Origin of the sequence: Mesorhizobium temperatum (assembly GCF_002284575.1) — a bacterium.
GTDB classification, from domain to species: domain Bacteria; phylum Pseudomonadota; class Alphaproteobacteria; order Rhizobiales; family Rhizobiaceae; genus Mesorhizobium; species Mesorhizobium temperatum.
Genome location: NZ_NPKJ01000075.1, coordinates 144,619 through 161,610, shown reverse-complemented (window position 1 = coordinate 161,610; position 16,992 = coordinate 144,619). Strand labels below are relative to the sequence as shown.

The 16,992-nt window shown below is 63.5% G+C and carries 17 protein-coding genes; 6 read left to right on the top strand and 11 right to left on the bottom strand.

Annotated features, from left to right (window positions below; all coding sequences use genetic code 11):
* Window positions 1-98 precede the first annotated feature (98 nt).
* The 3 genes from CIT26_RS32610 (at window position 99) to CIT26_RS32600 (ending at window position 3,154) form a co-directional block, all read left to right on the top strand.
* Window positions 99-1,076 (top strand): tripartite tricarboxylate transporter substrate-binding protein, encoded by a 978-nt coding sequence (locus CIT26_RS32610; RefSeq protein WP_095496386.1) that lies wholly within the window; start codon window positions 99-101, stop codon window positions 1,074-1,076.
* A 97-nt stretch (window positions 1,077-1,173) separates the two neighbouring features.
* Complete coding sequence (locus CIT26_RS32605; protein ID WP_095496385.1) at window positions 1,174-1,635, top strand: tripartite tricarboxylate transporter TctB family protein; 462 nt, start codon at window positions 1,174-1,176, stop codon at window positions 1,633-1,635.
* Window positions 1,636-1,645: 10 nt separating this feature from the next.
* Window positions 1,646-3,154, top strand: coding sequence for a tripartite tricarboxylate transporter permease (locus tag CIT26_RS32600; protein WP_095496384.1), 1,509 nt, complete (start codon window positions 1,646-1,648; stop codon window positions 3,152-3,154).
* Between the two features lie 6 nt (window positions 3,155-3,160).
* On the opposite strand, the gene CIT26_RS32595 is transcribed toward CIT26_RS32600, so the two are convergent.
* The 6 genes from CIT26_RS32595 to CIT26_RS32570 form a co-directional block, all read right to left on the bottom strand.
* Window positions 3,161-4,237 carry an ABC transporter ATP-binding protein gene (locus CIT26_RS32595; RefSeq protein WP_095496383.1) on the bottom strand — a complete coding sequence of 359 codons (1,077 nt, stop codon included), beginning with the start codon at window positions 4,235-4,237 and terminating at the stop codon, window positions 3,161-3,163.
* 5 nt (window positions 4,238-4,242) lie between these two features.
* Complete coding sequence (locus CIT26_RS32590; protein WP_095496382.1) at window positions 4,243-5,289, bottom strand: carbohydrate ABC transporter permease; 1,047 nt, start codon at window positions 5,287-5,289, stop codon at window positions 4,243-4,245.
* On the bottom strand, window positions 5,286-6,404 hold the full coding sequence (locus CIT26_RS32585) for a carbohydrate ABC transporter permease (RefSeq protein WP_167391615.1): 1,119 nt from the start codon (window positions 6,402-6,404) through the stop codon (window positions 5,286-5,288). The genes CIT26_RS32590 and CIT26_RS32585 overlap by 4 nt, the downstream gene beginning before the upstream one ends.
* A 91-nt stretch (window positions 6,405-6,495) precedes the next feature.
* Window positions 6,496-7,968 (bottom strand): ABC transporter substrate-binding protein, encoded by a 1,473-nt coding sequence (locus CIT26_RS32580; RefSeq protein ID WP_095496380.1) that lies wholly within the window; start codon window positions 7,966-7,968, stop codon window positions 6,496-6,498.
* A gap of 227 nt (window positions 7,969-8,195) precedes the next feature.
* Window positions 8,196-8,702, bottom strand: a complete 507-nt coding sequence (locus tag CIT26_RS32575) for an SIS domain-containing protein (RefSeq protein WP_167391614.1) — start codon at window positions 8,700-8,702, stop codon at window positions 8,196-8,198.
* Window positions 8,687-9,346: an orotidine 5'-phosphate decarboxylase / HUMPS family protein gene (locus tag CIT26_RS32570; protein ID WP_095496378.1), complete on the bottom strand. Its 660-nt coding sequence runs from the start codon at window positions 9,344-9,346 to the stop codon at window positions 8,687-8,689. Before CIT26_RS32570 ends, CIT26_RS32575 begins: the two co-directional genes overlap by 16 nt.
* Before the next feature lie 296 nt (window positions 9,347-9,642).
* Between CIT26_RS32570 and CIT26_RS32565 the strand changes: the two genes are divergently transcribed.
* The 3 genes from CIT26_RS32565 to CIT26_RS32555 all read left to right on the top strand — a co-directional run bounded on the left by CIT26_RS32565 (window position 9,643) and on the right by CIT26_RS32555 (window position 12,907).
* Window positions 9,643-10,284, top strand: coding sequence for a glucose-6-phosphate isomerase (locus tag CIT26_RS32565; RefSeq protein WP_095496377.1), 642 nt, complete (start codon window positions 9,643-9,645; stop codon window positions 10,282-10,284).
* Window positions 10,285-10,357: 73 nt separating this feature from the next.
* Window positions 10,358-11,302 (top strand): shikimate dehydrogenase family protein, encoded by a 945-nt coding sequence (locus tag CIT26_RS32560; RefSeq protein ID WP_095496376.1) that lies wholly within the window; start codon window positions 10,358-10,360, stop codon window positions 11,300-11,302.
* A gap of 81 nt (window positions 11,303-11,383) precedes the next feature.
* The gene (locus CIT26_RS32555; RefSeq protein ID WP_095496375.1) at window positions 11,384-12,907 is read left to right on the top strand and encodes a xylulokinase; all 1,524 of its coding nucleotides are present in this window, start codon (window positions 11,384-11,386) and stop codon (window positions 12,905-12,907) included.
* An 89-nt stretch (window positions 12,908-12,996) separates the two neighbouring features.
* On the opposite strand, the gene speB is transcribed toward CIT26_RS32555, so the two are convergent.
* From speB to CIT26_RS32530, 5 genes are read right to left on the bottom strand one after another with little or no spacing between them, the layout of a single operon-like run.
* On the bottom strand, window positions 12,997-13,965 hold the full coding sequence (speB, locus tag CIT26_RS32550; RefSeq protein WP_095496374.1) for an agmatinase: 969 nt from the start codon (window positions 13,963-13,965) through the stop codon (window positions 12,997-12,999).
* 13 nt (window positions 13,966-13,978) lie between these two features.
* Entirely contained in the window at window positions 13,979-14,749 is a 771-nt protein-coding gene (locus CIT26_RS32545) for a creatininase (RefSeq protein ID WP_095496546.1), read from the bottom strand.
* Window positions 14,750-14,761: 12 nt separating this feature from the next.
* Window positions 14,762-15,469 (bottom strand): SDR family NAD(P)-dependent oxidoreductase, encoded by a 708-nt coding sequence (locus tag CIT26_RS32540; protein WP_143747971.1) that lies wholly within the window; start codon window positions 15,467-15,469, stop codon window positions 14,762-14,764.
* A complete protein-coding gene (locus tag CIT26_RS32535; protein ID WP_095496373.1) occupies window positions 15,463-16,218 on the bottom strand; it encodes an SDR family NAD(P)-dependent oxidoreductase in 756 nt (251 codons plus the stop codon). Before CIT26_RS32535 ends, CIT26_RS32540 begins: the two co-directional genes overlap by 7 nt.
* Window positions 16,215-16,985, bottom strand: coding sequence for an ABC transporter ATP-binding protein (locus tag CIT26_RS32530; protein WP_095496544.1), 771 nt, complete (start codon window positions 16,983-16,985; stop codon window positions 16,215-16,217). Before CIT26_RS32530 ends, CIT26_RS32535 begins: the two co-directional genes overlap by 4 nt.
* Window positions 16,986-16,992 lie beyond the last annotated feature (7 nt).

Here is a 16,992-nt window from a genome sequence, read left to right as displayed (position 1 = left end):
AATCCGCTAACATGCGCTAGTTATTGGTCCATCCACAGCCGGTATTGAGAGAAACTCTAGGCAGCGGTTGGGAATTCATATCCTGGGAGGAAATCACGATGAGAAAGTTCGCCGCCGCTCTGGCCGCCGCCGCAGCCGTCACGCTGTATTCGTTCGCCGCGGGCGCGCAAACCTATCCCGAACGCACCATCACCGTCGTGGTGCCGTTTTCGGCCGGCGGCCCGACCGACACAGTCACGCGCCTGGTCGCGGAAGCCATGTCGAAGGATCTCGGCCAGCAGATCATCGTCGAGAATGTCGGCGGCGCCGGCGGTACGCTGGGCGCCGGTCGCGTCGCGAACGCCGAGCCGGACGGCTATACGCTGCTCCTCCATCATATCGGCATGGCGACAAGCGCGACGCTGTACCGAAAGCTCGCATACGACACGCTGAACGGCTTCGAATATGTCGGCCTCGTCACCGAGGTGCCGATGACCATCGTCGGCCGCAAGGACCTCGAGCCGACGGATCTGAAGGGGCTGGTCGACTACGCCAAGGCCAACAAGGATACCGTCACCGTCGCCAATGCCGGCATAGGGGCGGCCTCGCATCTGTGCGGCATGCTATTCATGAGCGCCATCGGCACCCCGCTGGTCACCGTGCCCTACAAGGGCACTGGCCCGGCCATGACCGATCTACTCGGCGGTCAGGTCGACATCATGTGCGATCAGTCGACGAACACCACCAAGCAGATCCAGGGCGGCACGATCAAGGTCTACGCCGTCACCTCGCCTGAACGCCTCGATGTTCTGCCGGACGTCCCGACAACGACGGAAGCCGGTCTCCCTGACGTGCAGGTCGGCATCTGGCACGGCCTCTACGCGCCCAAGGGCACGCCGGCCGAGGTCACCGAGCGCCTGTCGAAGTCGCTTCAAGTCGCGCTGAAGGACCCGAATGTCGTCGCCCGCTTCGCCGAACTCGGCACCAAGCCGTCGCCCGACACGGACGCGACACCGGCCGCGCTGAAGGCCAAGCTGGAAGGCGAGATCGCGCGCTGGAAGCCGATCATCGAAGCCGCCGGCCAGTACGCTGACTGATGTTTTAGGAAACGGGGCGCCACCAGCGCCCCGTTTTTCGCTTTGCCCCCGTTTTCGCACTGCACCGGCGCCCGCGGCACGGGCCTGGGAGGACGTCATGAAACCTTTCACGATCGACACGACCAACGGCATATGCGCCGCGCTGTTCATCTTTCTCGGTGGATTTTTCGCGCTGCAGTCGCTCGGCCTCGAAATCGGCACCGCCTTCCGCATGGGACCGGGCTACTTCCCCCTGGTCCTGGCAATCGTCCTGATCCTGCTTGGCGCCGTCATCCTCGTCGAAGCGGTGCGCTTCGAGAGCGAGCCGATCGGCCATGTAGCCTGGCGCGGCATGCTGTTCATCCTCCCTGCACCGATCTTCTTCGGCCTGACCGTGCGCGGCCTCGGCTTCCTCCCGTCGATCTTCCTGACGGCGCTGATCGCATCTTTTGCCAGCGGCCGCATGAGGCCGCTGACCGCGCTCGTGCTCTCCGCTTGCCTGACGCTGTTTGCGTTCCTCGTCTTCAGCTATGCGCTTGGGCTGCCGTTCCGGCGCTTCGGCCCGTGGCTGCAGTTTTGAGGAGATAAACATGGAACTCCTCGACAACCTCGCGCTCGGCTTTTCGACGGCCACGTCGCTGGCAAACCTCGGTTTCTGCCTGATCGGCGTCCTTCTCGGCACGTTGATCGGCGTCCTGCCCGGCATCGGCGCCACCGCCACCATCGCCATGCTGTTGCCGATCACCTTCCAGATCGGCGACCCGGTTTCCTCCCTGATCATGCTCGCCGGCATCTATTACGGCGCGCAATATGGCGGCTCGACCACCGCCATCCTCATCAACATGCCCGGCGAATCCTCGTCAGCCGTCACCGCAATCGACGGCTACCAGATGGCCAAGAACGGCCGCGCTGGGGCGGCACTCGCCATCGCGGCGATAGGCTCGTTCTTCGCCGGCACGGTGTCGACCTTCCTCGTCGCCATCTTTGCCCCGCCGCTGACGGCGATCGCGCTGCAATTCGGCGCAGCCGAATATTTTTCGCTGATGATCGTCGGCCTCGTCTCGTCCGTCGCACTCGCCCACGGCTCGATTGTCAAGGCGCTGGCGATGGTCGTGCTCGGCCTGCTGCTCGGCATTGTCGGCACCGACATCTACACCGGCACGCCGCGCTTCACGCTTGGCATCCGCGAATATGCCGACGGGCTGAATTTCGTCGCGGTGGCGGTCGGCGTCTTCGGCGTTGCCGAAATCCTGCGCAACCTCGAAAACGAGCACGAGCGCTCCGTGATGATCCGAAGGGTCTCCGGCCTGATGCCGACCCGCGAGGACTTTCGCCGCATGGCGGCGCCCATCGTGCGCGGAACGATCATCGGTTCGGCGCTCGGCATCCTGCCGGGAGGCGGCGCGATCCTTGCAGCCTTTGCCTCCTACACGGTCGAAAAGCGCGTATCGAAAAACCCGGGGGAATTCGGCAAGGGCGCCGTCGAAGGCGTCGCCGGACCGGAATCGGCCAACAATGCCGGCGCGCAGACCTCCTTCATCCCGATGCTGACGCTCGGCATTCCGGCCAACCCGGTAATGGCGCTGATGATCGGCGCGATGATCATCCAGGGCATCGTGCCCGGCCCCAATGTCGCGATCGAACAGCCGGCGCTGTTTTGGGGCATCATCGCCTCGATGTGGATCGGCAATCTGATGCTGATCATCTTGAACCTGCCGCTGATCGGGCTTTGGGTAAAACTCCTGACGATCCCCTATTACGTGCTCTTCCCGATCATCATGGCGTTCTGCTCGATCGGCGTTTACAGCGTCAACACCAACATTTACGACCTCTACGCCGTCGCCTTCTTCGGCTTCCTCGGCTACCTCCTGACCAAGCTGCGCTGCGAACCCGCGCCGCTGCTGCTCGGCTTCGTGCTCGGGCCGCTACTCGAGGAAAACCTGCGCCGCGCCATGATTCTCGCGCGCGGCGACCCGACCACCTTCGTGACGAGGCCGATCAGCGCCGGCCTGCTCTTCATCGCGTTCGCCGTGCTCGTCATCGTCTTCCTGCCGGCGGTTAAGAAAAAGCGCGAAGAGGTGTTTGTGGAGGAGAATTAGCGAGAGTCACGCGGCCGCCTGGCTATGGGCGCGGTCGCCGATGCGGGCTCCGGTTTCCGAATCGAACAGGAAGACAGCGTCGTCCTGGAAGGTGATGCCGATCGGCTCATCCATATCGTAGTGCGCCGATTTGTCGGCCTTGACGGTCACGGTGGCGCCACCGAACTGGCAGGTGATCAAGGTATGATCGCCGATCAGTTCCACAGCGTAGACCCGCGCCGCGATCTTGCCCTCCGATGGGCCGGTGACCCGGCAATCCTCGGGACGGAGGCCGGCAGTGACCTTTTTCCGGCTCTCGGCGACACTGGTCGCAAATCGTCCTCCCGCGCAGGCGAAAGTCCCCTCGACCAGCTCGCCCTGGAGAAAATTCATCGGCGGCGAGCCGATGAAGCCGGCGACGAACAGGTTCGCCGGATCGTCGTAGATCTGTCGGGGCGTCGCGATCTGCTGCACGACGCCGCGGTTCATGATGGCAACACGGTGAGCCAGGGTCATGGCCTCGATCTGGTCGTGGGTGACGTAGATCGTCGTCACGCCCAGGTCGGCCTGCAGGCGCTTCAGCTCCGAGCGCATGTAGCCGCGCAGCTTGGCGTCGAGATTGGAGAGCGGCTCGTCCATCAGGAAGACGCTCGGCCGCCGCACCATGGCGCGGGCGAGCGCGATGCGCTGCCGCTGACCGCCGGAAAGCTGCCGTGGATAGCGATCGAGAAACTCCTCAAGGTGGACCTTGACTGCGGCGCTGCGGACGGAGGCGTCGCGTTCGGCGCGCGGCACGCCCCGCAGCTTCAGCGGATATGCGATATTCTCCGCAACCGTCATGTGCGGATAGAGCGCGTAAGACTGGAACACCATCGCCACGTCGCGATACTTGGGCAGCACGTGGGTGACGTCGCGGTCGCCGATGAGGACGCGACCGGAACTCACCGATTCAAGCCCGGCGACCATGCGCAGCGCCGTCGTCTTGCCGCAGCCCGAAGGGCCGAGCAGCACCAGGAACTCGCCGTCCTCGATCTCTAGGTCGAGCCCTTTGACCACCTCGACCGCGCCGAAGGACTTGTAGATATCGGACAGCGTGACCCGCATACTGACTAGCCCTTCACTGCGCCGACCAGCAGCCCGCGCGCGATGTGCTTCTGCAGGATGCTGGAGATGACGATCACGGGGGCGATCATCACGGTGATCAGGACCGACATGTTCCACCATTGCGGCCCGCGCGTCGTGTTCTGTGCCGATACCAGCACTGGCATGGTCTGCGCGTCGACATTGGAAAGGAACAGGGCCAGCAGATACTCGTTCCAGGCAAGGATCAGAACCAGCAGGAAGGTCGCAACCAAGCCGGACCGCACCAGCGGCAGCGCGATGGTGAAGAACACGCGGAACTTGGAGGCTCCGTCTATTTGTGCACTCTCCTCAAGGTCGAGCGGGATGCCGGCGAAGAAATCGCGCGTCAGCCACACGACGATCGGCAGGTTGATGGCGGTGTAGGTGGCGATCAGCGCCACCTGCGTGTCAAGCAGGCGCATCTGCTGGAACATCACGTAGATCGGCAACACGGCGACGATCGGCGGCATGATACGGTTCGAGATGATCCAGAATTCAATGTCGTTGTTGCCGACCGCAAGCCTCGTGCGTCCAACGAGCGTGAACAGCGCAATGATGAAGAGAGCGGCGGCCACGACAATGGCGATCTCCCACCGCACGCCGAAAGTGGCCACCGCCACGATGATTGCGGTGAGCAGGATCAAGAAGAGCGCAACGGCGGCGAGCTTCACCTGGAAGCGGATACGCACGAGCGCGTAGGCCGCCAGCGAGCCGATCAGGACTGCGAGCAGCGTGCTGGCCACCGCGACGACGACGGAATTCATATAAGGGCGCAGTGTGTAATTCTGCACGAGCATGAAATCCCATGCCTGCAGCGAAGGGGCAAAGTCGACGAACGGGAGATAGAACGGCCCATTGTCGACCTCGCCTGGCCCCTTGAAGGAGGTGATCAACACCCAGTAGAGCGGAATCACCACGACCAGCGCCCACAGGAACAGCAGCGCATAGGTCACGACCCTGGCGACCGGCGCCTGGCTGTCGATCGAAGCCGGCTCGAACAGCCGGCGCGCCAGTGAGCGCGGCTCGGCGCTCATGCTTCGAACCGGCGCGCCGGCCGGACCACGAAGTTGAAGAACGAGACGCATACGATGGTCGAGATGAAGAGCAGCATGTAGCCGACAGCGGCCGAGCCGCCGAGATCCTGGGTGCGCCAGGAAATGAAGGAATGGAGCGTCATCGATTCCGTTGCCAGGCCAGGGCCGCCGCCGGTGAGCACGTTCGGCAGGTCGATGATCTTGAAAGCCTCGATCAGCCGGATCAGCACGACGGTAGCGGCAATCGGCGCGATCGCTGGCCAGGTAATGTCGCGAAAAATCTGGAAGCCGTTGGCCCCGTCGAGCCGCGCCGCCTCGACCTGATCGCGCGGCTGGTTCTCAATGGCCGCCAGCAGCACGATGAACATGAACGGCGTCCACTGCCAGGTGTCGCCGACCAATACCATGAGCCGTGCCGACCAGGCCTCTGTGGCCCACGACCACTCGCTGATGCCGAAAGCGCGCACGAGCGGGGCGAAGGGACCTTTCTGCATGTCGGCGAGCATGCGAAACGTGTAGGCGATGCCGACCGGGGTCACCATCAGCGGGATGAAGAAGAGGACGCGAAAGAAATTCCGGCCGCGGATTGGCTGGCCGCAGAGGAGCGCGAGGCCCAGCCCCAGTGCGAACTGCACGGATACGCCGACGAACACGTAGAGAAGCGTGTTGACGACAGTCCCTGGCACGCCGCCCGGCGCCATGGTGGCCAGCGCAAGTACCGCCAGGCCCATGGCCATTGCCATCGCGAGAAGGCGACCAACGGTGCCGACGACGGTCGGCCTGCCACGCCGGAGATAGCGGGCGAGAAGAAACAGCAGCCCTGCCGCGATCAACGCCAGCAAAGCGGATTGGACAAAGCCGAACGTGCCGAACTTGCCGAGCAGGTGATACTGCTGTGAGCCGACCAGCAGCTTGCGGAAGTTCAAAAGTCCGATGAATTTCAGCGTGAATCCGCCCGACGCGAGCGCAAAGCGCGAAAGCGCGAGATAGGCCGAGATGATGAGCGGAAAAATCGCGAAGCAGAGAAGCACGATGACGGCTGGCAGCACCATGATCCGGCCCGAGTGACCGTCCAGCCATTCGGCCCAGCTGCGACGGTCGGCAGCTTCTGGCATAGTGTCGGTTGCGGTCATCATAACCCGGGAAAGTGGGGCAGGCATGAGACCCGGCGCGGACCGATGCCACGCCGAGTCGATTGCCTGACGCCTATTTGGCGCCGATAGTCGCCTTGTAAAGTTTGAGCTGCTCGTCTTTGCCAATCTCTTCGTTCAGCTCATTCCAGCCTTCCTCGACCGCCGCGACGGTCGCTTCCTTGTCGATTTCGCCGGCGAGGAAGCGCGACACCGCCTCGTCGAGCACGACCTGCTGGTATTTCTGATTTTGTGGGATGCGCAGGTCGAGGATCATGTTCGGGCTGCTCATGCTGTCATTGATCGCGCCCAGGTAGACTTTAGCCTCCTCCTCGCTCATGCCGGCCTTCTTCCAAAGGTCGCTGTAGCTGAGCTGTGAGGTGCGGTACGGGTTGAAGCCGGTGCCGCCGACGGTCACGTCGGCGTTCGACTGTGCCGGCTGCGTCATGAACGAGAAGTAGGCGTAGGCGGCGTCCTTCACCTTCGGATCGGCCGCCGCGTTGATGCCGCCGCCCCAGCCGCCAAAGGCGGCGAATGGTGCATGGTTCACGCCGTCGATCGCGTGCGGGCAATTTTCGGCCGTGCAGGCCTCGAGCTTGCCGGTGTCCCAGTTCAGAACCTCCTTGGATCCGGGCATGATCGCCGCGCCCCATTTGCCCATCACCTTGGACTGGGCCGGATCGATCGAGATCGTGCCTACATCACCCCAGTCGAGGTTCAGCGCGCAGCGGCCGGAAGCGAAGAGCGGCCTTGTATCGCTGACGTCGAGGTTTAACTCGTCCGGCGGGCCGTACTTGGTCGATTCAGACAGGAAGTCGAGCGCCTTGCGGAAGGCATCGTTGTTGACGAGCGGCGTCATGTCCTTGGTATTGAAGAAGGTGCCCTGGCTGGTCCCCTTGGACTGGGTCATCGAGCCGACCACATCGGTGACGAACCAATAGCTCTGTGCGTTGCGCTTCTTGGCGATGCATGAGCCGAAATCCGGCGTGCCATCGCCGCTCATGTCCTTGCCATGCGTGGCCTTGGCGACCTCGAGATACTCGTCCCAGGTTTTCGGCACCGCCAGGCCGGCCGCTTCCAGCACGTCCTTGCGGTAGTACATCATGTGGAAGTCACCATCGAGCGTGATCATGTAGGTCTTGCCGCTGTACTTCTCGGAGAAGTCCCGGAAGAACGCGCCAACATCGTCCTGCTGGATGTCCTTGTCGGCCTCGACCCGCGGCGTCAGGTCCTCGAGGTAGCCGCCGGCAATGTAGTCGACCATCCATTGCGGGGCGAACACCCCGGCGTCGACCGAGTTGGTGCCGCTCGCCCAGTCGGTGAGGATCTTTTGATAGAGATCCGAGAAGGGCACCGCGATGACATTGATCTTGGCGCCGGTGAGCGCTTCGAATTCGGGCGCGCGCCTCTGCAGCGGCTCCTGAATCGCACCGGTCTGCGTAATGACGTTCACGGTAACTCCCGCAAACGGCTTGTCCTGCGCGAAGGCAGGCGCGCCAACCAGCGCGGAAAAGACTGAAACGCCGGCCAGAAAGGTCCCAATTCTCATCAGACTTCCTCCCATATTGACCGGGACCTGTTCCGAACCAAGCCGCCGGTATCTCCCCGTCGGTTGCCGTCGCCAAAGCACGGCACCAACGCTTGCCAAGCACAATATCGGCATCGCACAGCGAGTCCAGTGCCTTGCCGCAACGGAAGGTGAGGTGCCCAGCGAGCTTCCCGGCTGATGCATATCGCCCTAAAGCATGCCCTCGGGCGCGACCCGAGGGTGCGCAGTCACTGCAAGTTGGTGTGGCGGTGCAACATCAGGCTGTGCGCGTCGGGTATCTGCTGCGCCAGGCCGAGCACAACGCTGTCGAGCAGGACAAGGCAGGATTGCTCGAACAGGCTGCCGCCAAACTGTTGCGATTCCCCGACAGGGACATGCAGCATGACATCGGCAATGCCGGCCAGGGTTCCCGCTGGCTTATGCGTCAGCGTAACGACCTTGGCGCCCTCCGCCTTGGCGATGCGGGCAAAGCCTGTGCTAACCGGCGTCTCCCCGGAGCCGGAGACGATCAGCAGCGCATCGCCCTTGCGGATCGATGGCGCCGATACTTCGCCGACGAAATGCACCATCCGGCCAAGATGCATGAACCGCATCGCACCCATCTGCGCGACAAGGCCGGAGCGTCCCTGCCCGGAAAAGAACCATCGCTGATCGGGGTCATCGAACGCCTGCACCAGCCTTGCAAAGGTGTCGGCGTCGATCCGGCCAAGAAGATCGGCTATCTCCTGTCCCACGGCCAGCCACGGCCTGGATTGAGCAATCTGTCGCGAATCCATCGTGTTACCTCTTTCGGGCTTGCGGATTCTGTAATGGCGCTGCCAACCACGAGGATTTCGGGTTCGACTGCGATCACCGCTTCCAGCGTATCGGGGCCGATCCCGCCGGCGAGCGAAACCAGAAAGCCGCGATCATGCATCTTTCTCACGGCGTCGATATGTGACGTGGAGGTGTTGCCCGCCAGCCGCGCATCGGTTGGCGAGTGGACCGCGACATAGCCGAAGCTCTCGGGGAAGACAGCATTCAAGGGAAGCAATTCTGCCTTACCCGACTCGGTGATGGTATCGACGATGACCGTCGCGCCGAAGGCGGCGGCACGTTTTCCCACCGCCTCATGCGTGGCGGACGAAGCACATGACAGGACCGTCATGAACGCGGCACCGGCGCCGAATACCATATCCGCCTCGAACTGGCCGGCATCGACGGTTTTGGTATCAGCCAACACCATGACGTCAGGGCAGAGCTCGCGCGCCGTGGTGATGGCCGAGAGGCCAAGGCGTTTCAGCAACGGCGTGCCGATCTCGATGATGTCGGCGAACTCCTTCATCTGCGGGAGAAGGGCCAGGTGTTCAGGCTTGTCGAAAGCGACTTGGAGGAGCAAGGCAGTTCTCTCACTTAAGGCCGGTTATGGCGTCGAGAAGGCTGTCAGCCGGTAGTCGGTGCGTCGACAGCGACACGGCAAGACGCAGCGCGAAAGCGGCAGTGGCATGGCAACAACGTCCAACCTACTGTCGTGTGCTTCGTGGTCGAAATCTGCCATAATCCAGCAACCTCCAAGCTGGTCCGCATAGGGAGAGCAAATCGTACCCTGCAAAGCAAGTGTGGTTCTTGTTGAAATCAGGAGGTGCTGGTCAGATCAGCGCCGACGCCCCCGGCGATGCAAGATGAGGCAGTCCTTTGACGAGATTGTTTGAGCCCATTGGATGCAAGGTCGATCTGTCGACCGGTGCGATGGCAAATGCAACCGGCAGCTACCAGAAGCGCTTCCGCGATCTGGACGGGCTCTACGCCGATGCCGCGGCCTTCGAAGCCATGCGCGCGACATGGGGCGAGCGCATCGTCTACGAGGTCTCCGAGTTCCGACCGACCGAGCAGTCGGGCGACCTGATTTTCGGCGTTACGCGCATGGCGCCCGGCAGGGTCGGCGACGAATATTTCATGACGCGCGGTCATATCCACAGGCAGGCCGACCGGCCCGAGATCTACTATGGCCAGAAGGGGCACGGCCTCATGCTGATGGAATCGCCGGAGGGCGAGGTTCGGATCGTGCCGATCGATGCCCAGACCGTCTGTTATGTTCCGCCGTTCTGGATCCACCGCTCGATCAATGTCGGGGACGACGATCTGGTGATGCTGTTCTGCTACCCCGCCGATTCAGGGCAGGACTACGAGATCATCGCGAGATCGGGAGGCATGCGCTCGCGCGTGGTCGCCGGCGATGGAGGCTGGAGGCAAGTCGACAACCCGGATTGGCGACCGCGCGACGCAAAGCTGGTCTCCGCCCTCTACGGGCAACAATCCCTCACGGTGCTGGCATGACGGCTCCCGTCGAGATCGCTGCTTCACTTCGCAGCGCTGCACCGCGCGCGAAGAAAATCCGGGAGAATGGCGAATGAGCCGCTATCGGCCGGCTACCCAGCCGACATTCTATTTTATCGGCGTCACGACGACGAGCAGCTCGATCATGCGGGTTTTCCCTGCATGGGCGCGCCACCTCCGGCTGAAGGATGCGGTTCTCAAGGGCATCGACTTTCCGCTCCATGCCGATCCGGAGGCCTACCGTGAGGTCGTCTCCTTCATAAAATCCGACCCGCTGTCGCTTGGCGCGCTCGTCACCACGCACAAGATCGATCTCTTCAACGCGGCGCGCGACCTGTTCGACGTGATCGATCCGCACGCCCGCCTGATGCACGAGACCAGCTGCCTGTCGAAGCGGGGCGGCAAGCTGATCTGCCATGCCAAGGATCCGATCTCTTCCGGCCTTGCGATAGACGGTTTCATCCCGGCGGGATACTTTGCGGACACCGGCGCCGAAGTCCTGTCGATGGGCGCCGGCGGATCGACGATAGCAATCACCTGGCACCTGATGCGCAAGGAACGTGGACCTTCGCGCATCATTGTCACCGACCGTTCGCAGCCGCGTCTCGACGAAATCGAGCGCATCCACAGAGACATGATGTCGACGGTCGAGATCCAATATGTCCTGGCAGACCGACCCGAGATCAATGATGAGGCGTTGGCGGCGCTGAAACCAGGCTCGCTGGTGATCAACGCGACCGGACTTGGCAAGGACGCCCCAGGCTCGCCGATCACCGATGAAGGCGTGTTCCCCAGGCGCGGCATTGCCTGGGATCTCAACTATCGCGGCGAGCTGATCTTCCTCGACCAGGCAAGGCGGCAGCAGGCCCGACAGCAGTTGCGGATCGAGGACGGTTGGACGTATTTCCTGCACGGCTGGACGCAGGTGATCGCAGAGGTGTTCGACATCGCGATCCCGGTGTCGGGGCCGGATTTCGATGAGATGTCGCGCATCGCCATCGAAGCGGCGAAAGCCTAATGCCATGGAACGCATTCTCGTCACGCCGCGCTCGCTCTGACCGAGAGGATCACATGTTGCCCATCTCAGGACTCTGTTGAAATGAGCGGCGAGCTTTTCCTCGCCATCGATGTCGGCACCGGCAGCGTCCGCGCCGCACTGATCGATGTCACCGGCAAGATCCTCGAACTTGCGTCGCGAGAGCACGACCAGATCGTGCCGGAATTCGGCTGGGCCGAACAGCGGCCCATCGACTGGTGGGAGGGTGCGCGAACGAGCGTCAAGACGGTGCTGGACCGCGTCGATGGCGCCCGCGAAAACATCTCCGCCATCTGCGTCTGCGGGCAGATGCACGGGCTGGTCCTGCTCGATGCGAACGGAGCGCTGACGCGCGACACGGCGCCGCTCTGGAACGACAAGCGCACCATTGATCTCGTACGTCGCTTCGAGGAAGCAAACGAGCCGGACAGCTACCTGCCCGAAAGCGGCAACACGCCGACCCCCGCATGGCCGGGCTTCAAACTGCAATGGGTCCGAGACAACGATCCCGCCGCATACGCCCGCAGCGCAGTCGCCATCATGCCGAAGGACTATATCAACTACCGGCTGACCGGCGAGATTGCCATGGATACTGGCGACGCGTCCTGCAGCTTCCTCATGAACCCGGAGCGGCTCGACTGGTCGCCGGTGATGATCGAGCGCATGGGTCTGGACGCCGCCAGGCTGCCGCCGATCCGCAACCCGCTGGATATCGTCGGCCACGTCACCAAACAGGCGGCGCGCGACACCGGCCTGCGCTCTGGAACCCCAGTGCTGGTCGGTGGCGCCGACTATCCGGTGGCACTGCTCGGCTCAGGCGCTTGTCGCCCGGGAATGGGTTCCGACAGCACCGGCACGGGCGCCATCATCACGGCGATCGCGGAGAAGCCGCTGCTTGACCCGGAGATCTCGAACGTTGCGACGATCGAAGGCAACTGGGCGCAGTTCGTGCTGCTGGAGACTGGCGGCGACGGCATGCGCTGGGCACGTCGTGCCTTCCACGGCAACGCGCTGTCCTACGACGAGATCGTCGCCCGCGCCGCCGAGGCACCCGCCGGTTGCGACGCACTGCTGTTCATGCCTTTTCTCACCGGCGAGCGTCTGGGGCGCCATCGCAACGCCCGCGCACAGTTCTTCGGATTGGGCGCCGGGCATGGCACGGAGCATCTGCACCGCTCGATCCTGGAAGGCATCGCCTTTGCCATGACGCGCCACATTCGCATCATGGAACACGCGTCGAACAAGCCGCTGGAGCGCGTCATCGCCGCGGGTGGCGGGGCGCGCACCGAACTCTGGCTGAGGATCAAGGCGAGTGCCTTCAACATTCCGATCCTGGTTCCGCGGGAGCCCGAATGCGGCATTGTCGGCTGTGCCGCGATGGCCGCGACGGCGACAGGGCGCTTCTCGCGCGTCGAACAGGCGGCCGAGCGCTTTGTGAGCTACGGCGCCGAAATCCTGCCGGACCCCGGATGGGCCGAGACCTACAGGCGCACCCAACCCGTTTTCGATCGGCTCTACCACCACAGCCAGGCGCTCTACGACGACATCGACGCACTGTCGGCCGCCACGCGGCCGACGCAGCCGTGACGCTGCGATCTCCCAATCCACAGCAGGATTTCATGAAGACAAGGACTTTAGCGCGTCGCATCAATGCGTTCAGAGGCGACGCGCACGCCTCAGGCCTGCGGAACCCTGCCTGCAGCGACGGACTTGGCAATTACGCACAGCAGCTCGAACATCATCGTCGCCCCCGCGAGCGCCGTCATCCCGCCAACATCGAACGGTGGTGCCACTTCCACGACATCAGCGCCGACTATGGTCACGGCGTCGAGAAGGCGGACCATTTCCTGCGCTTCGCGGGTGGTGAAGCCGCCAAGCTCGGGAGTGCCGGTGCCGGGCGCCATCGAGGGGTCGATGCAGTCGATGTCGAAGGTCACATAGGTGGGACCGCTGCCGACAATGCCCCGTGCCTCTTCCATGACGCTGGCCGCGCCTCGCCGGACGAACTCCTCCATGTAGATGATGCGGATGCCCTGAGCGACCGCCCAACCATGCTCGTTGGGCTCGTAGATGGAACCGCGGATGCCGATCTGGACGACACGTTTGGGATCGAGCAAGCCCTCTTCGATGGCCCGCCGGAAAGGTGTGCCATGCGTATAGGGATTGTCGCCGAAATAGCGGTCATTGGTGTCGGAATGCGCGTCGAAATGGATCATGCCGACCGGCGCCTTGCGCGCGACCGCACGCAGCACCGGCAGCGTCGTCAGATGATCGCCGCCGGCAGCAAGCGGAATGGTGCCCGCTGCGACAATCGCTGCGATGCCGTCCTCGATACGCTTCAGCCCGTCCAGGAGGTTGATCGGATTGACTGAGAGGTCGCCGACATCGGCAACGTTGGCGATGCTGAATGGTTCGGTTCCCGAGACGTGATGGGCCCGCCGCATCAGGCTGGACTGGTTCCGGATCTCGCGCGGACCATGGCGCGCGCCGGCGCGGTTGGTCGTTCCGCCATCCCACGGTATGCCGACGAGTGCGATGTCCAGCCCCTCGGCACTTGCCACGGCCGGCAGTCTCATGAAGGTCGAAAGCCCGGCGAAGCGGGGAACGGCGGCGGCGTCGATCGGCTGGAAGAAATTGCTGTTCATGGTTGTCGTCACCTCAGAAGAATTCACGTTTGACGATGTCGGCGAGCCGCGTCTCGCAGTCGTCGAGCAGCCATCGGCCCTTTTCTGCCGACGAGCCCTCGGTCAACGACAGGACGCCGGACGGCGGCACGTCCTCGGCCGGTCTGGGATAGCGGTCATAGGGCTTGAATTGCGCGGGACCGTCATGCAGCGCCTTGCCCAGGTCGACGAGTTCAGGGCGCAGCGCCAGCATCATCGACGTCTCGATCACGCTCGCATGCTCCAGTTCGATGCCGGGATAGCCGTCGGGGAACACTTTCGCCAGCGTCTCGCCGCGCACCATCTCCCAGTGGTCGACGCGCAGGATCGTCAGATCTGTCGCACGTTCGCGGCCGATGGCGTCGAGCGCCAGTTCGATGCCCTCGATCGACGGGCCGATATTCTCGTAATGGCCGTTGAGCACAACGATGCGTCGGACCTTCTGACGATACAGGTCGCAGATCACATCCTTGAGCAGAAGCGAGAAAGTTTGTGCCGTGATGTTGATCGTACCGGGAAAGGTCGGGCCGCCGCCTGACCGGGGCTGCGAGCGGTTGCCGTAGGCGATCGTCGGCGCCACCAGCCCTCCGACCTGCGACGCCACCTTTTCGGCGATGGCGGTCGGGATCACCACATCCACATTCATCGCCATATGGTGGCCGTGCTGTTCGGTCGCGCCGAGCGGCAGGAAGACGGGAGCGCCGGCGGCGATCCGCTTCTGGGCCTCGGGCCACGACAGTTCAGCGAGGAAAACGCGGTCTTTCATGATCATCTCTTCTCAAAGCATCGCCGCGCCACCATTGGCGCCCAGGCATTGTCCGGTGAAAAAAGTTGCGCCGGGGCCGGCCAGGAACACCACCGCGGAGGCGATTTCATCCGGCCGTCCGATCCGCCCCAGCGGGTGTGTCGTTTCCAGCGCGCGCTGGCTCTCGGTCAGTGCCTCGAAGCCGAGAAGCGGCGTGTCGGTCGGCCCGGGCGCCACGGCGTTGACCAGGATGCGGGGCGCAAGTTCGCGTGCCCAGGAGCGGGTAAGGCCGAGCAATGCCGCCTTCGTCGCACAATAGACCGAAGCGCCCGACCGGCCGAGATAAGCGAGCTCGGAGGCGATGTTGATGATGCGTCCACCATCGGGAAGATGCGGCAAGATTTCCCGCGCCACGATGATCGCGCCCCGCACATTGACGGCGAACATGCGGTCGACATGGTCGAGCGAAATCCCGCCAAGCGGTGCTTCCTGGAGGATGCCGGCATTGTTGACGAGGATGTCGTAGCCGCCGATCCGGTCCTTGCCCTGCCCGACCGCGGCAATGATGTCGGTTTCGCTGGCGAGGTCGCAGGCAAGAATGGGGATATCGCCCTCCGACGCCTCGAGATCGAGCCCCAGAACCGTGGCCCCGGCCTCGCGCAAGGCGTGCGCAGTGGCGCGGCCGATACCGCTGGCCGCGCCAGTGACCAGCGCGCGTTTTCCGTGAAGCGGGCTTACCAAGGCACTTCTCCCCTGTCGACGCCAAGCGACTGCCCGGTGATGTTGGCCGCGAGTTCCGACGCCAGGAAGAGATAGGTGCCCGCCATATCGGCCGGCTCCATCAGGCCCGGCAGCGCCTGTGTGCCGACGATGCTTTCGAGCAGCGCTGCCTCGCTGACGGCGCCCTGATCGGCCATACGGCCGAGCGAGCGCATCGACGCATCCGTGCGAACCCATCCCGGACAAACCGCATTGACGCGGATGCCCCTGGCCCCGAGTTCCTTGGCCCAGGTCTTCGTCAAGCCGATGATGGCGTGCTTGGAGGCGACATAGGCACCGAACTGCGCCTCGGCAACGCGGCCCCAGATCGATGCGGTGTTGATGATCGAACCGCCGGGCTGCATCCGCGGCAGAGCGCGCGCTGTGACGAGCGCCGTGCCGATGATATTGATCTCGATGACGCGCCGGAAGGCGGCTTCGACATCGTCGCCGCTGTCGGTGATAGGCGTCATCAGTTCGAGGCCGGCATTGTTGATGAGCACGTCTATGCGAGCGAGAGGTTCGAGCGCCGCGGCGACGGCCGCACGATCGGCAATATCGGCCTCCCTGCTGGTGGCGCCCAATTCACGCGCCCGTTCGTGCACAGCCGCTTCGTTCGCGATGAGATGCAGACTGGCGCCGGCCTGCGCGAAGCCCTTCGCGATGCCGAGCCCGATGCCACGGCTGGCCCCGGTGATCACGACGGACTTTCCGGAGAAGGACAGGCTCATACGACCACTCCGGTCTCATTGCGGATCAGATGCAGGATCTTGTTACGCAGCTCGAAGAATTTCTGCGTTTCCCGGATCTCCAGTGGCCGTTGCGGACTGAGCTCAGCCGCCACGTCGATGTCGGCCACGACCGAAGCCGGCCGGCGCGAAAACAGGATGATCCGGTCGGCGAGGAATACCGCTTCTTCCACGTCGTGGGTGACGAAGATGATGGTCTTTTCTTCGCGAATCTGGATCTGCCGCAGCTCGACCTGAAGGCGCTCGCGCGTCAGCGCGTCGAGCGCGCCGAAAGGCTCGTCCATCAACAGCACGTCCGAACCGGCGGCGAGCGTGCGCGCTATGGCCACGCGCTGGCGCATGCCGCCCGAGATCCGGTTCGGATAGGAGCCGGCGAAATCGGCAAGCCCAAACAATTCGAGATAATGGCGCATTCGCTCGGCCTTCTCGGCCGCGCCAAGATCTTTCCTGTAGCGCATGCCGAAGGCAATGTTCTTCTCGACCGTCAGCCAGGGAAACGACGAATAGGACTGGAACACCATGCCGCGCCGGCGATCCGGCCCGACAACCTTTTCGCCGCCGAGCACGATCGAGCCCGAGCTCGGTTCGTCGAGGCCGCCGACCATCCGCATCAAGGTTGTCTTGCCGCAACCCGATGGGCCGAGGAAGACCACCAGCGAATTGCGGTCGAGGCCAAGATCGGTTTTTCGCACGACATCGACCGGGCCGAAGGACTTGGCCGTATCGACGAATTGAACGTAGCCGCTCATCATGACC

What these genes read in the sequence shown, in the direction of transcription:
- CIT26_RS32610 (WP_095496386.1), top strand. Translation starts at nt 99, where the DNA reads ATGAGAAAGTTCGCCGCCGCTCTGGCCGCCGCCGCAGCCGTCACGCTG.
- CIT26_RS32605 (WP_095496385.1), top strand. Translation starts at nt 1,174, where the DNA reads ATGAAACCTTTCACGATCGACACGACCAACGGCATATGCGCCGCGCTG.
- CIT26_RS32600 (WP_095496384.1), top strand. Translation starts at nt 1,646, where the DNA reads ATGGAACTCCTCGACAACCTCGCGCTCGGCTTTTCGACGGCCACGTCG.
- CIT26_RS32595 (WP_095496383.1), bottom strand. Translation starts at nt 4,237, where the DNA reads ATGCGGGTCACGCTGTCCGATATCTACAAGTCCTTCGGCGCGGTCGAG.
- CIT26_RS32590 (WP_095496382.1), bottom strand. Translation starts at nt 5,289, where the DNA reads ATGAGCGCCGAGCCGCGCTCACTGGCGCGCCGGCTGTTCGAGCCGGCT.
- CIT26_RS32585 (WP_167391615.1), bottom strand. Translation starts at nt 6,404, where the DNA reads ATGCCAGAAGCTGCCGACCGTCGCAGCTGGGCCGAATGGCTGGACGGT.
- CIT26_RS32580 (WP_095496380.1), bottom strand. Translation starts at nt 7,968, where the DNA reads ATGAGAATTGGGACCTTTCTGGCCGGCGTTTCAGTCTTTTCCGCGCTG.
- CIT26_RS32560 (WP_095496376.1), top strand. Translation starts at nt 10,358, where the DNA reads ATGAGCCGCTATCGGCCGGCTACCCAGCCGACATTCTATTTTATCGGC.
- CIT26_RS32555 (WP_095496375.1), top strand. Translation starts at nt 11,384, where the DNA reads ATGAGCGGCGAGCTTTTCCTCGCCATCGATGTCGGCACCGGCAGCGTC.
- speB (WP_095496374.1), bottom strand. Translation starts at nt 13,965, where the DNA reads ATGAACAGCAATTTCTTCCAGCCGATCGACGCCGCCGCCGTTCCCCGC.
- CIT26_RS32545 (WP_095496546.1), bottom strand. Translation starts at nt 14,749, where the DNA reads ATGAAAGACCGCGTTTTCCTCGCTGAACTGTCGTGGCCCGAGGCCCAG.
- CIT26_RS32535 (WP_095496373.1), bottom strand. Translation starts at nt 16,218, where the DNA reads ATGAGCCTGTCCTTCTCCGGAAAGTCCGTCGTGATCACCGGGGCCAGC.
- CIT26_RS32530 (WP_095496544.1), bottom strand. Translation starts at nt 16,985, where the DNA reads ATGAGCGGCTACGTTCAATTCGTCGATACGGCCAAGTCCTTCGGCCCG.